The sequence below is a fragment of the Bradyrhizobium sp. C-145 genome, assembly GCF_023375135.1.
Taxonomy (GTDB): Bacteria; Pseudomonadota; Alphaproteobacteria; order Rhizobiales; family Xanthobacteraceae; genus Bradyrhizobium; species Bradyrhizobium zhanjiangense.
In genome coordinates, this window is sequence record NZ_CP088150.1 from 6,650,524 (window position 1) to 6,664,509 (window position 13,986).

The window sequence follows — 13,986 nt, forward strand, 5'->3', positions numbered from 1 at the left end:
TTGCGACAAGTTGACAATCGCCCTTCCTGCGCTACCGCGCTGCCCGACATGGCCAGATACAGTGGCATTGGGACCCCGGCTCCGGTCGAGGTCGGCATCACCACCGAGCACGATATCAAGTGTCGATCGGCGAGGCGATCATCGCCGCGCGTTTATGGAGCAGCACCAGCTGACAGCTTACCCTCAGCGAAATCAGCTGCCGCCCTGGCGTGCAGCCTCGCCGAATCGAACACCGGCAATTCTGTATGTTCGGGGCCGATGAGAAGACCAATCTCCGTGCAGCCGAGGATGAGCGCGTCGGCGCCTCGTGCACGAGCGCGCGCGATGATGTCAATAAATTCCTGGCGCGACTGATCAGAGATAACTCCGCAGCACAGCTCATCGAAGATGACATCGTGGATCCGGATTCGTTCGTCCTCCGCCGGTACGACAGCTGAAATGCCAAAGCGCTGCCGCAGGCGATCACAATAGAACGGCTGCTCCATCGTATAGCGCGTCGCGAGCAACAGGGGTCGCTTGAAGGAAGCGGCGAGCAGAGCCGCAGCGGTCACATCGACGATGTGGATGAGCGGCACACTCAGCTCGGCAGCAACAATGTCGGCAATCACATGCATCGTATTGGTGCAGATCAGGATGCAGCTGGCACCCGCGTCAACCAACTGTCGGGCTATCCTCGCTAGATAAACAGCGGCTTGCCTCCAATCTCCTGCCTTCTGAAGGGTGACGATACAGCCGAAGTCAACCGAGCGCAGCAAGATGTCCGCCGAGGCGAGACCGCCGCGGCGCTGACGGACGATTTCATTGATTTCCTTGTAATAGATGGCTGTGCTTTCCCAGCTCATCCCTCCGATCAGCCCAATCGTCCGCTGCACTTTGAGATCTCCACTTCATGCGAAGGCGACACAGGCCTACCGCGTCTTCGGCGGCAAATCTCGGCGTTGTTTCGCGCAATTGCTCTGGAAAGTGCAAGTCAAAGGCCTTATCTCTGCGATTGCAAAAAACTCGTCTCACCCGAGCTCCGAAGCCGGCTGAAAGGACATGGCGTTGGACGATCGCGACCGGAAGATTCTGGACAAGTTGCAGCTGGACGCAGCAATTCCCGTCACAGCGCTTGCCGAATCGACCAATCTTTCGGTGTCCGCGTGTTGGCGGCGCATCAAGCACATGGAGGACAGTGGCCTGATCTGCCGGCGCGTTGCCCTGGTTGACAGACGCAAAGCCAACGTGCCGATGACTGTTTTCATGGGTGTACGCACCTCGCGTCATTCGATGGCGTGGCTCGAGGACTTCCGCCGTGCCATTGCAGACATTCCCGAAATTGTCGAAGCCTATCGCTTGACCGGCGAAACCGATTATCTGCTCCGCTTGGTGGTGCCAGGCGTAGAGGTCTATGATGCAGTCTACAAGAAGTTGATCAGTCGGCTCGACTTTGCTGACGTCAGCTCGTTCATCAGCATGGAAGAGCTGAAGTTTACGACCACGGTACCATTGACCTATGTTTAGGGTGCACCTCCCGGTGGCTCGGGGCAAAGTCGCCTGGATGCATATGTATATTCCAGAGCCAGCTGGCGCGCACGTTCGACGAGATTGGCGGCGGCGCTGTGTCCCCCATCGATGTTCTCAAAGTAAAAATAAGACTGGCCCAGTGCAGCGAGCTTCGCGGCAGCCTTGCGGCCGTGGGCAGGATGCACGCGATCGTCGTTGGTGGAGGTGAAAATGAAAGGCTCCGGGTAGGCCTTGCCCGGAACCAGCTTTTGGTAGGGCGAGTAGTCTTCGATCCACTCTCGTTGTTCGGGAATGGCCGGGTCGCCATACTCTGCGGTCCAGGACGCGCCCGCCCCTAACTGGGTGAATCGAAGCATGTCGAACAGTGGCACTTCTATGATCGCCGCGTTGAAAAGCTCGGGGCGCTGGGTCATTGCAGTGCCGACCAGCAGGCCCCCCTGGCTACCGCCGATCACGCCGAGCCGGCGCGGACTTGTGAGTTTCCGACGGATCAGATCGTCGGCGACCGCGATGAAATCATCCCATGTGCTTTGCTTCGTTGCTCCCTGGCCCGCCCGGTGCCATGCTGGACCGAATTCGCCGCCTCCACGCAGATTGGCAACAACATAGGCATTGCCCTGTTCGAGCCATAGTCGACCCATAGGTCCCGCATAGGAGGGGAGAAGCGGAATCTGAAACCCGCCATAACCATAGAGAAGCGTCGGGGTCGAGCCGTCAAATCTTGCGCTCCTGGGCCGCACCAGGAAGTACGGAATCCGCGTGCCATCGCGCGAAGTCGCCTCGAGCTGCTCCACGAAATGCTTCGATGCGTCGAACGTCGCAGCTGCCGTCTTCAAGAGTTCGAGCCGTTTGCTTTCAGCATCAAAGTACCAAAGCGACGTTGGCGTCAGATAGTCAGAGACGGTAAACGTCATTTCATCCGCTTGCGCGGAAGTGGCTGATAGGCTTACGGTCGCATTCTCGGGCAGCGGGACTGGTGTGGCATGCCAGGCACCTTGATCGTACCTGTAGACGAATGCCTTGCTTTGAACGTTGTCAAGAATCGTCAGGACCAGGAAATTCCTGGTGCTGCCAAATCCGCGGAGTGCCTGCCGGGAGTTGGGCTGGAAAACGACAGAGGGTTTCGCACGCAGCGGATCCTGCTTCCATTCGGCCAAATCATACGAGATCATTGAGCCGGCCTTGAAGCTGGGATCGCCGGAGCGGATCCAGTCTTCGTCCAGTTTCACAAGCAGGCGGCCACTCGCGATGCCGACGATCGAGGCCTTCTTCGGCAGATCGAGCTCGATCGGCCCGGCGGGCCCGAACAGAACATACTGCCGCTCGAAGCCGTTGATCCGACGGGCGACGCCGGTCACATGGATCCGCCGTTCACCAAACACCAATGGCACGATCCCGAAGTCGGTGCGCTGGCCGCGAAAGACTTCGTGCGCCTGATCGAGCGGCTGAGCGCGCTTGAGTTCCTTCAACACGAAAGGGTAGCCGGCCTCGGTCGTGGTCCCCTCGCCCCAATCACGTGCAACAAGGAGAGTGTCACGGTCAATCCAGCTGACGCTCTGCTTGCCCTCGGGCAGTTGGAATCCACCTGCAACAAAGCTTTTGGATTCGCTGTCGAACTCCCGTATGGACACGGCGTCCTTGCCACCGTCCGAGAGTTTGACGAGGCAGCGCCGCCCAAGGCAGCTGTGCCCCTTGTAGACCCAGTTCTTGTTCTCGGCGAGAGCGAGCGCGTCAATGTCCAGGATGGTCTCCCATCGGGGATCCCGGCCGCGGTAGCTCTCAAGCGTAGTGCGCCGCCAGATGCCGCGCACATGGTTCTCGTCTTGCCAGAAATTTTCGAGACCTTGACGTTTCAGCGAAACGTACGGAATCCGGTCTTTTGCTTCGAGGACGGTGAGCGCGTCCCGGTAAAAGCGATCGTAGCGAGGATCCGACTGCAGCGAGCCGAGCGTCCTTTCGTTCTCGGCCCGTGCCCAGGCCAATGCGCGCGGCCCCTCGGCCTCCTCGAGCCAGAGGAACGGATCGTCCGTCGGCGTCGCACCAGACTGCCCGTGGAGCAGCGCGACTGTAAGACATATTATCGAGAGCAACGCGGCGCGCAGAAGAGACTTTTTCATTTGGCTTCCTCGGACCAGGCACGCAGGCTGAGAGCGCAAGTTCTTGCGAGTGGACGAAATAGCGAAATTCGTGTTGCGACCGTGCACGCGCTGTGTCGCGCCGGCCGCAGCTCGATCTCTGCAAGCAGCATGCCGCCGACAAACAGCAGGTTTGCGCCGCATCGTGCCGCATCGCCATGCCAGCTTCCCGACATTGGCTCTGAAGCTGACAATCAGGTGTCCGCCGGGTAACGTTTCGGCATCACCCTTTGAGGCCGCCGGTTCGACCGCGGAAACGTATCGGCAGTGCGATATTGCGGCGGGGCTGCTTCTCGATTGCGTTCGAACAGAGGGCGTGTGAGCTCTTAGCCGCCTGAGTGTTTGCGGCGTGACTTGCGGTTTCTAACCGGCCGAGGTTAAAATCCGCCACGGTTCATCTTCCCACTATATGCGGGTTCAGCCTCGAACTGCTTGCCCAGCCGAGTGATCAACGTCTTCGTCAGACTTATCCGCCGTAAAGCTGAAGCGTCCGCGTAGCTTTGTGCGACTCTTCCCAGAGCAGCGGGGACGCACGCAGGCGCGCCGAGGGAAACCATCTTCAAGTCCCTGGTATGGTTGAAGATCGTTGAGAGCTGATGACCCGCAACATACAGAGCGAGTTTGCGCCGCATCGGAAAACCGATGCGGGGCAAGTTGCTGAACGCTTTCACGCACGGCGCAAATTGGTCTGTCACCTCGCGCGTCGACAAGTCGATCGGGCTCTACGCGCAAGCGCCCCCCGGCCAAGAAGTGCCGACCATCGGTTACGATCCCTCGCGTGAAGAGCTAAGGGGCGCCGCCCCTGGCGCCTGCAAGGGATCCCGTTAAGCACGCTCGGCCGCACCCGTTTCGCCAGTCTTCCGCGCTGCGCTTGTGCAGACCCGGAGATAACCGACGGGCTGCGTGCGCCCACGCCGGCAAACTCTCTTGGACAGGTGACCAAGGCGGTTATCGTCGAGGCGTCAGCGAACATGTGTCAGAGCAAGCCGCTGCGTAGTGGCCGACTTGGCCCGCGGTCGAGCCGCCGAGCGGTTGCTGGCTGACAAGGACTGGCTGCCGAACGTGCTGCGGTTGCCACAGCGAATGTTCGAGGGGAACCGCCCGCCGACGTTCGCGCCGGATGAGATTGTACTTCGCCCTCACTGTGAGAGCGCCGACGGCCGAATTTTAGGTCGGCAATTTTGCCGCCCCCGTCAACTACCAAGGTTAGTGATTGATCGAGATGAAAGATATGGAGACAATCGGTTAAGGAATGTTGGGCTGATCAGAATATCGGGCTGATCAAGCGTCAGGTACTCAGGTACAAAGATTCACGGCAACCAATCCGCTTCAGGAAAACGGACTGTGCTGACGTGCGAGCGGCAGAATACAGCGTGCTCACTCCGTCGACACCTTCATACTACCCACCCAGAGCATCGCGGTCATTAAGCGCAAGGCATATGAAGGAGCCTCGGACGCTGGGACTCCCCGAGCCGACGGTGGGGTATATCGACCCAAAAGCATGGAATAAGCTGAATTTCGAAACAACAAAGCCGGTAGTCGAGAAAAAACTCCTTGAAGGCGTGTATGATGCGGGGGTTGCTTACAGCAGATCGGCGCTCGAACATCCCGACAAGCTGGAGATCGTGCGGGAAATCGGCGAGGTGGTGACGACGTGGCTGCTATACGGCCCACGTCCCCGCTACTCAGATACGATCATCGCCAGCCCCTATCCTGAGTTGCATGACGTGCTGCCTTGAACAAATACAACAACATGAACGAGCACCGTCATGACCTCATCCCCTCCCGACGCGCGAACGAAACTCGTCATTGCTGCTCTGACCATCGCTGCGTTCGCTATCGGCCTGGACACGTTTGTCATCATTGGGGCGCTCGATGTAATCTCTCGTGATCTTGCGATTTCAACCGGCGCGGCGGGTTGGATCATCTCGATTTACGCGCTCTGCTACGCCGTCTTCGCGCCGCTGAATGCCTGGATGTTCAAGGCCACAAGCGGCCACAATATTCAGATTCTGTCCGTTTCGATCTTCATCATCGGTAACCTGATCTGCGCGATTGCTCCGAACCTCCTAACCCTTGCTGCAGGTCGCGTCATTTCGGCCTACGGCGCGGCGATGTTCAACCCGTCGGCTACCGCGCTGGCCGCGGAGCTCCTGCCGCCAGCCCGCAAAGGGTTCGCGTTGTCTCTCATCTTTGGCGGCATGACTGTTTCACAGGTTGCGGGCGTTCCCGCCACAAGCTGGATCGCAGATGCTATCGGCTGGCGCTTCTCATTCGGTTTCGTCGTCATTGCCGGGCTTCTCGCATTGATAATCTTCGCCCCGATGATGTCCGGAATAGCTGCCAAGGTGCCGGAGCGCGGAAACGGCCCGATCTCGAAAGGCCTCTCCAGGTCCATCTACGGTATCCTTTCCGTGACGCTATTCATTGTCGTTTCAGAGTTCATCGTTTACTCCTATGTGACCGTCTTCATCATCGGTTCCCTGCTTGCCGGGGTGCCGCTGCTCTCAGCCGCACTCTTTGCCTACGGTTTCGGAGCCGTTACGGGAAACGCTGCGTGCGGCGTTCTGACTGACCGCTTTGGCCCGTATAAAGTTCTCATCTCCGTTGTAGGCGCACAACTGATCCTCCTCGTAGGTTTGGTTGCGTTCGGACAGCATGGTGCCCTCACCGTGCTCATCGCCTTCTTTTGGGGGAACGTGAGCTACATGTATCTGGTCCCGATCCAGCACCGGCTTCTCGGTCTGGCCGGAGATAGGTCGAAGCTGGTGCTGGCAATGAACAGCTCGACCACCTTCGCGGGGATCGCCATCGGCGCTTTTCTCGGCGGCATCCTTGTCGAGACTAGCGGCGTCACGTCCCTGGCTGCGGCATCGATCCTGATTGGTCTCATCGGCATCGGGCTGGCTATTGCCTTCATGCGTGATGGAGCACCTGCAGAAGCCGCAACTGCGGCATATCCGGAATGATATCGGTCAACAATCGAATTATTACCCTCCCCAAATTAAGAACGGTTGCGCACGCCTGCGAAAGATTGTGAAGGAGATTGGAAGCCCTCAAACGGTATCTCCGCAGCGTGCAAAGGATTTGGATCGAAGCCGCACGCGTTCCGCCCCTCGTACGAAGCAACTAAGGTGCCGCCTCTGGGGGCTGCAAGGCGATGCAGGTTCGCTTTGACCTGCCCCTGCGTATTTCCTCCAGATGGAGTTAGAGTCCGGCCCGAAGAAGGACGGACAGATGAAGCGAGCAAGGTTGACGGAGGAGCAGATTATCGCGGTATTGAAGGAGCATGAGGCTGGAGCAAAGACGGCCGACCTGGCTCGCAAGCACGGGGTCTCGGAAGCAACGATCTACAATTGGAAGGCCAAATTCGGCGGGATGGACGTTTCGGAGGCGAAGCGGCTGAGGGCGCTGGAGGACGAGAACGCGAAGCTGAAGAAGCTTCTAGCCGAGCAGATGCTCGACGCCGCCGCCCTTCGCGAGCTGCTGTCAAAAAAATGGTAGGGCCCGCCGCCAAGCGCGCTGCGGTCGCGCATCTGCAGGCCGTCATGAGCCTGTCGGAGCGGCGGGCCTTTTCGATTGTCGGAGCGGATCGGAAGATGATCCGCTATCGCTCCAGCCGTCCTCCGGACGCGACTCTCCGTGGCCGGCTGCGTGACCTTGCCAACGAGCGGCGGCGTTTCGGCTACCGCCGGCTGTTCGTGCTGCTGCGGCGGGAGGGTGAGCCATCGGGGATCAACCGGATCTACCGGCTTTGTCGGGAAGAAGGGCTCACCGTCCGCAAGCGGCGGGCTTGCAGCGGCCGATGAATTCCAGGCAGGACCATTCAAGCAGATATGGGACGAGAGCGAATGGCCACTCACCATCTCATCGCCCGAACGGGCGTTGCTTGAACTGCTCGACGAGCTGCCGCATAGCGAGAGCTTCCACCAGGTCGACATGCTTGTTGATGGCTTGCGCAATCTCAGTCCCCGCAAGCTGCAAAAGCTGTTGGACGATTGCAGAAGCGTGAAAGTCAAAAGGTTGTTCTTCTGGTTTGCCGACCGGCACAACCATTCATGGCTAAAGCAAATAGACCGTGACAAGGTCGATTTGGGGAAAGGAAAGCGCATGCTGGTGAAAAGCGGAAGGCTCGATCCGAAATACTTGATCACCGTGCCGGAGGATCTCAGTGATCCTGTCTGAACGCTATCAGCATCAGGTCGCGCTGCTGATCGAGACCTTGCCATTGGTTGCGGCGGAAAAGGATTTTGCCCTCAAAGGCTGGACTGCGATCAATCTATTCGTGCGCGACATGCCGCGCTTGTCAGTCGATATCGACCTGACCTTCCTGCCTGTAACCGGGCGACCGCATTCGCTGGCCGCGATTGATGCAGGCATGAAAAGAATGGCTGCCGCCCTTGGCAAGGGAATTCCGAGCGTCAAGGTGAATGAGATCGTGAACCGCGCGGAAGGTATTGTAACCAAGCTGACACTTCAAAGGGCCGACACCCAGATTAAGATCGAAGTCACGCCCGTCCTTCGCGGTTGCCTCTTCGATCCGGAGATGCGATCGGTGCTTCCGAACGTCGAGGAGAGCTTTGGTTTTGCGGAGACACAAGTCGTCTCGTTTTCCGACCTCTACGCGGGAAAAATCGTCGCCGCCCTTGACCGCCAGCATCCTCGCGATCTGTTTGACATCCGCGATCTTCTGGCGAATGAGGGCATCAGCGACGACCTGAGGCGCGCTTTCATCGTTTATCTCATCAGCGATGACCGGGCCATTTCGAAGGTTTGTGGTGCCGCGGCGAAAGGATATCCGCCGGGAATTCGAGCACGGCTTCGAGGGTATGACCTCAGATCCGGTTTCGCTGGACGACTTATTGAAGGCTCGCGAGGATCTCATCGCCGAGGTAGCTGGGAAGATGCCGAAGGAGCATCGGGAATTTCTGATCGGATTCAAGCGCGGGAAGCCGGATTGGGCTCTGTTGGGCGTCGATGGAGCGGCAGAGCTTCCCGCAGTCCGATCGAAGCAAATCAATCTTAATAAGCAGCGTGCCACAGATCGCGAAAAGCTTCTGGCCCAGTTAATCGCAGTTCTTAAGTGAGGACCATGGCCGCTCACCCCCTCAAGAATTTTCTTCGAATATCGCAATTGCTCGCGAACCTGATCGATCTCGATAGCTCTCATGACGGCATCGCGGATCGATGAAGTCACGATCAGCAGGCGACGGCACTGCGCCGCGGCTGCCGTCGGCGGACCATGCCGTTCGAACTGACAGCCCATCGAGGCGGACGGAATGGACGATCCGCAGCCGGCGAGTTGCGATCGCCTGTGGAGCGCAACCTGAATGCCTGACGAACGCGAACCTCGCCAGGTACGAGCGTCACCGCTACGGCCTTTCCGATCAGCCGCGAGGACCGGCGGCGCAGTCGTTGCTGACAACGCGGTCCAGTTCGCGCAAGATCCGAAGGCCGGCTGCCAGCTGGGTGTGCCTCGTCACGGACAAAGTGAGCGACGAGTTCGCAACTCTGCCCTCCCCGGCTGCCAGCAAATCTGGAGCATCATCGAGCAGAGGTCCAGGCAGAGCAGTCGCCCCGAACTCCGGGCCAGCGCCGGGCAGAACGAACATGCATCATGCTTGATGCGGTTCACTTGCTCGCAGATTCCGGTTTGCTGGCCGCGGATCAGGTCCTGCGGAGAAAAATCTCGTGCTCCAGGCCCGGAGGTCCGATAACGGCCGTGTAGCTCACGTTCCAAAGAGTTAGAGTTTTCTCTGGTTCAGAGATATTTGGCAGCACGTTGTGCAAGCGCATTCCTTCTTTGAGGTCTTCCGGCGCCCACTGGTCTCAGTGCTGTCAGCCCTGGGGCAGGTATAGAGATTGATCAGGCAGCGGACCCGGGTCAGAACTCGGCTGATCTGCCGAGCTCACAAACGGGGCGGAGTCATCTCCAAGCAATTGCTGCAGCTCACCCGGAGAGAACCTGAAGCCTTCTGGATCGACAGGAAGCTCACCTGGAGGGAATTGCATCGAATCGAAGGTGAAGGACTCTGGATCGACTAGCGCCAACGGCGCGGGGTCAGCAGCTTGCCACGGCTGAAGCTCATCTGGATCGACCGAGACCGTCAATTGAGCCGGCTCATCATTTAGTCGCCGACGTTTTGCTGGAGGGGCAACGAACTCATTCGTATAGTCTGTGACGGAGCTCGAGGATCGGCTCCGAGGCTGCCGTGAGTTCGCAGCTTCTTCAGATGCGGCGAGACCGCGGAATTCACGAAGGTAATTCAAAGCTTTGGGCAAATATGTGTCGCGGTTGTGCCCCGCCTTTACGTAAGCGGACAGCTGATCGTCATCGAGCGCAGCCATCGATAGCCCAGTAGACCCGAGACCATTCGCCGAGTTCGCAAGACTGTTCGCGTGCCGCTCTCCGGATTTGCGGTCCACCTGCTCCCTGCCGAAGGCGGGCACCAATTGCACGCTCGATCAATCTGCAATCCGTGTTGGACAGACCGGATAGCACGAACATAAATCATCGGACAGGAACGGCTGCACTTGCTGTTCGAAGGCCGACACCTGGTCGGACTGCCTGGCATGCTGCTCTTGCGCCACCGGCCGCACGTTGAAATTGTCCACGTGCACCTCATTAGGCTGCCTGAAAGGTCGTAACTACCGGGCGACCCTTTCGAGAAGCTGACGAGCCAGGCCATCTCTGCAAAGCGCCTGGACGAAAAAAAGCCCAGGCTATCTGTATCGCGCCCGCGCTGGCAATTGAGGCTAGCAGCGGCGTGACACGCCTTGCCTGTTCTGGCAAAGCGCTGCCCTACCGTGCGCCGCCAACTTCAACGAACCTCTAACGCGCCTAATTCCCAAAAGCTGGCGAGACCCGCCGCAATTCACAAAACCTAAATCGATCCGTGTGGACCGCTTGTCGTCGAAGCCGAGGAAGGACGCAACCTTGTTAGGGGGCGGGGGCGCACTCGAGTTGTCAGGTTTGAATTGGCTGGGATGCTTCGCTCACGTTCGGCGGCAGCGGCGCCCTTTGCGATGCACTGGATGGTCGCTCTGAGCCGCGCCGGCTTGTGGATGAGCCGTCACGCCTTCATGTCTGGGCGGCGCTCGAGGCTGATACATGTGACAAAAGGAATAACGCCAGGACCAGCATCCTCGTGCAACAAGCTTAGCTGGGCGCGCAGTTTCCTTCTATTCCTCGATGGATCGCAAGTTCAACCGGATCTACTGCGGCATTCTTCCATTGTTCATCACGAAGCTTTTGGCTGCCATCCGTCATTGAAGCGCTACTCCTGAACTTTTCGCGCAACCACGTTTCGCAAAAATTCGGGGCGGTGAACTGCAAGCGACGGGCTGCTTGCCAGGGGCGGCAGCTCGCGCCGCCGCGACAAGCACATTGTACTTGCAAATAGCCGTTCATCCGGGCTGAACCGATTGCCGCTCGACCAGCCTGGGAACATGAGGCGCGCGTGACCGCCTGGACTTCTTCATTCAGGGGGCGACGGAGAAGCTGTCGGCACTTGATTGTCAGCATTGAAACCATTGTCAGCAAGTTGACGCGACAAACTCTTAGGAATTCCTGCAAAACATACGAACTGAGTTCGGCATGCGGCTTGCTCTGTTTCTGACACCATCACCAATCGCAGGGCGGTGATCTTCGGGTCGGACCAGGCGCGCGTTGCCGCAGTGTCTGCCCCGACGATTTGCCGTGCGGCGATACTTTAAGGGGCCGGCTGTGGACCGGCAAAGTGCAAGGCAATCTTTGATGCGATCCAGAGTTCTTTTTTGGAGTGCTACGACAATAGCGCTCGTCGCAAGCGGTGCAGCCAGGGCGAACCTTGAGCGAGAAGTGCAACTGCCGCCGGCGGTATGGAACTGGTCCGGAGGTTACATTGGTGGGCACGCGGGCGGCGGGTACGGGCGAACCTACTTCAGCAATCCATACGGTCCATCCATCTATGGCGGCGCCGTCGATATCCCATCGTTTGTCGCAGGTGGCCAGATCGGCTACAATTGGCAGAACAACAGCTGGGTATTCGGCGTCGAACTGGATGCCAGCGCAGCTGTCGGCGAGGGTACAAACACCTGCCTCGCAGCCTCCGGCCTCGTTGTAAGCGCAAACTGCAACGCAGGTCCGAGCTTCTTTGCCACCGCAACGGGCCGCGTTGGTTACGCTTTTGGCGCACTTGGTCACACGCTGGCGTATCTCAAGGCAGGTGTAGCCTGGCAAAACAACCGGGGCGATGTGGTCAACAACTATGAAGGCGGCTGGCCACAGGGCAAAACCCATTTCGACGATGGTCGCCTCGGTGGCGTCGTCGGGCTCGGCATCGAGCAAGCACTAACGCCTGCATGGTCGGTGAACGTCGAGTATGACTATCTGCATTTTGGCGGACCGCGTGTCGCGACCGCTTCGACAGTTCAGTTTCCGCCGTTTGCAATTCTGCCGGCGAACACAACCAGCCTGACCAGCAACTATCACATCGGAAAGATTGGCCTGAACTACCACTTTGGTGCGGACCCAGAGGCCGCACAATGGCACGATACGTCGCCATACCCGAAGGCACCCGGCAGCGTGCCGCCCATTCCCTACGCGCCCGGATGGTCGTTCGAAGGCGGCTCGCGGCTCTGGCTGAGCCGGGGACGATTCCAGTGGGATCACAGCGCATTTCCGTATGGCTGGCCTGAAGACCCCAGCACACTGATATCGAGGCTCACTTATCATGGACTGGACGGACTTTCCGGGGAGTTATTCGGCCGTGTTGACAGTCCCTGGGGAGTGTTCCTGAAGAGCAATCTGGGCATCGGGGGCTTCAACAAAGGGAAGTCGAATGATGAAGACTGGTTGCCCCACGACGGACGGTCCTACCAGAACACCCTTTCAGGTCAGTCGAATGGAAGGTTCGCATATTACACGGCCGACGTCGGTTACGACTTCCTGCGCGGTACCGACTACAAGGTCGGTGGATTCTTAGGCTGGACCTATTACGGTCAGAGTTCGGACACGAGTGGTTGCGTTGAGTTCGCTAATCCGCGGAATCGATGTCTGAAGCCGGGTGACAACAGGATCGTTGGCAGCGAGGATACTCAATGGAATGCGCCTCGAATCGGCCTGAGCGCCGAAACCATGCTGACCGAGCGCTGGCGTTTGAGCGCCGACGTCGCCTACCTGCCATGGACCGCTTTCAAGGGGCGTGACTATCATCTCTTGCGCCCCGAGACCACATTTGACGAACAACGCGGCAATGGTGGTGGCGGAGTCCAGATTGAGGGCGTCTTGTCCTATTTCCTCACCCAGAACATCAGCGTCGGGGTCGGTGGCCGCTATTCGGCCATGTGGACCAAAAAACGAGGTGACTCCCTGTGCAGCAGCAGCGTCTGCATGGGTGAGCCGTCCGTATTTGGGAAGTACAGCATGGAGCGCTGGGGTACGTTCTTCCAGGTCTCTTATAAGTTCGATTGAAAGGTCCACCAAAGCCAAGCTCCAGATTTCTCTCGACCGATCCGAAGCCAGCTCGCGAGTAACGGCATCGGCGCCAGAATTGGCGCCGATGCCATTAGTATGGCGCGACCACGCCCAGCACCGAGCGAAGCCCGATCTTGATCAACAGCATGAGCACGCGAGCGCAACAGCGCCTGCGCTCGTCCCAAAGACCATGCGTCGCACAACAGAATACTCGTCAATCTGTCGATCAACGGCGCGTCATTGCACGAGGAGCTGCGGTGGGCTGATTGAGGATCTCTGCCGCGCGGCAATTTGGGTGGAAGCGGCCCACCCAGATTGTCGCGCTATAGATCTCCGCAATGCGCCGGATGAGGACGGGCCGATCCTCCTCGCCGCAAGGCTAGGCGGCAGCGGATCGACGATACGAATCCCGAGCGTTGCGATGGATGCCGCTGGCATACCACTAGGAGGCCACGCTCCAGCTCCGATCCGCGGAGCGAACCGCTGGACTTGTCGCGCTGGCCGTTCTTTGAGCCTGCCGCTGTCCGTTAAGATCAATATCTAACGGGCAAGCGCATCCCGGAAACGCTTATCCTTGCTCCGTTCCCGCCAGACGGCTTTGCACGAGCCGGTCCTGTTCGGCGGGATGATCACCGTCAGGGGTGGGCGATGGAGAGCCGCCCTTCAATGCTGCACCCTCCGCTGCGATACCTCAAAGGCGCAGCACAGTGACAGCCGACCAAATGTGATTACGACCTTATCTAGCGACGATTACGCGCACGCTTTCTCAGCTCGGAAAGACAATCATTCCGGGCCCATCAACAATCGCTGTCGATTTGATCGATGCTGCGCGAGAACGATAGCACTTTACCTGAAATAAGTGCCGCGCGCGTTCGCAGCCGGGGTGGC

9 protein-coding genes and 2 pseudogenes are annotated in these 13,986 nt (G+C 58.8%); 7 read left to right on the forward strand and 4 right to left on the reverse strand.

Annotation, left to right across the window (positions count from 1 at the left end; translation table 11 throughout):
* Positions 1-152: 152 nt before the first annotated feature.
* A complete protein-coding gene (locus tag LRP30_RS31290) occupies positions 153-872 on the reverse strand; it encodes an aspartate/glutamate racemase family protein (protein ID WP_249757290.1) in 720 nt (239 codons plus the stop codon).
* A gap of 166 nt (positions 873-1,038) precedes the next feature.
* On the opposite strand from LRP30_RS31290, the gene LRP30_RS31295 reads away from it, so the two are divergent.
* Complete coding sequence (locus LRP30_RS31295; RefSeq protein WP_249757291.1) at positions 1,039-1,503, forward strand: Lrp/AsnC family transcriptional regulator; 465 nt, start codon at positions 1,039-1,041, stop codon at positions 1,501-1,503.
* Here LRP30_RS31295 and LRP30_RS31300 read toward each other — a convergent pair.
* Positions 1,500-3,623, reverse strand: a complete 2,124-nt coding sequence (locus tag LRP30_RS31300) for a prolyl oligopeptidase family serine peptidase (protein WP_249757292.1) — start codon at positions 3,621-3,623, stop codon at positions 1,500-1,502. The two genes, LRP30_RS31295 and LRP30_RS31300, sit on opposite strands and share 4 nt — an antisense overlap.
* A gap of 1,496 nt (positions 3,624-5,119) precedes the next feature.
* Between LRP30_RS31300 and LRP30_RS31305 the strand changes: the two genes are divergently transcribed.
* The 5 genes and pseudogenes from LRP30_RS31305 to LRP30_RS31325 all read left to right on the forward strand — a co-directional run bounded on the left by LRP30_RS31305 (position 5,120) and on the right by LRP30_RS31325 (position 8,667).
* Positions 5,120-5,380, forward strand: coding sequence for a hypothetical protein (locus LRP30_RS31305; RefSeq protein WP_249757293.1), 261 nt, complete (start codon positions 5,120-5,122; stop codon positions 5,378-5,380).
* Between the two features lie 30 nt (positions 5,381-5,410).
* Positions 5,411-6,610: an MFS transporter gene (locus LRP30_RS31310; protein WP_249757294.1), complete on the forward strand. Its 1,200-nt coding sequence runs from the start codon at positions 5,411-5,413 to the stop codon at positions 6,608-6,610.
* A 268-nt stretch (positions 6,611-6,878) separates the two neighbouring features.
* Positions 6,879-7,435 (forward strand): annotated as a pseudogene (locus LRP30_RS31315) (transposase); the annotation flags it as partial.
* Between the two features lie 37 nt (positions 7,436-7,472).
* Positions 7,473-7,826: pseudogene (locus LRP30_RS31320) on the forward strand (type IV toxin-antitoxin system AbiEi family antitoxin domain-containing protein); the annotation flags it as partial.
* The gene (locus LRP30_RS31325) at positions 7,813-8,667 is read left to right on the forward strand and encodes a nucleotidyl transferase AbiEii/AbiGii toxin family protein (protein ID WP_346016184.1); all 855 of its coding nucleotides are present in this window, start codon (positions 7,813-7,815) and stop codon (positions 8,665-8,667) included. The pseudogene LRP30_RS31320 and the gene LRP30_RS31325, both read left to right, overlap by 14 nt.
* A gap of 812 nt (positions 8,668-9,479) precedes the next feature.
* Here the strand turns inward: LRP30_RS31325 and LRP30_RS31330 are convergent.
* Both LRP30_RS31330 and LRP30_RS31335 read right to left on the reverse strand, forming a co-directional pair.
* Positions 9,480-9,989: a hypothetical protein gene (locus tag LRP30_RS31330; protein WP_249757295.1), complete on the reverse strand. Its 510-nt coding sequence runs from the start codon at positions 9,987-9,989 to the stop codon at positions 9,480-9,482.
* Positions 9,990-10,106: 117 nt separating this feature from the next.
* A complete protein-coding gene (locus LRP30_RS31335; RefSeq protein ID WP_249757296.1) occupies positions 10,107-10,256 on the reverse strand; it encodes a hypothetical protein in 150 nt (49 codons plus the stop codon).
* A gap of 1,225 nt (positions 10,257-11,481) precedes the next feature.
* Between LRP30_RS31335 and LRP30_RS31340 the strand changes: the two genes are divergently transcribed.
* Positions 11,482-13,095, forward strand: coding sequence for an outer membrane beta-barrel protein (locus tag LRP30_RS31340; protein ID WP_249757297.1), 1,614 nt, complete (start codon positions 11,482-11,484; stop codon positions 13,093-13,095).
* Positions 13,096-13,986: the final 891 nt, after the last annotated feature.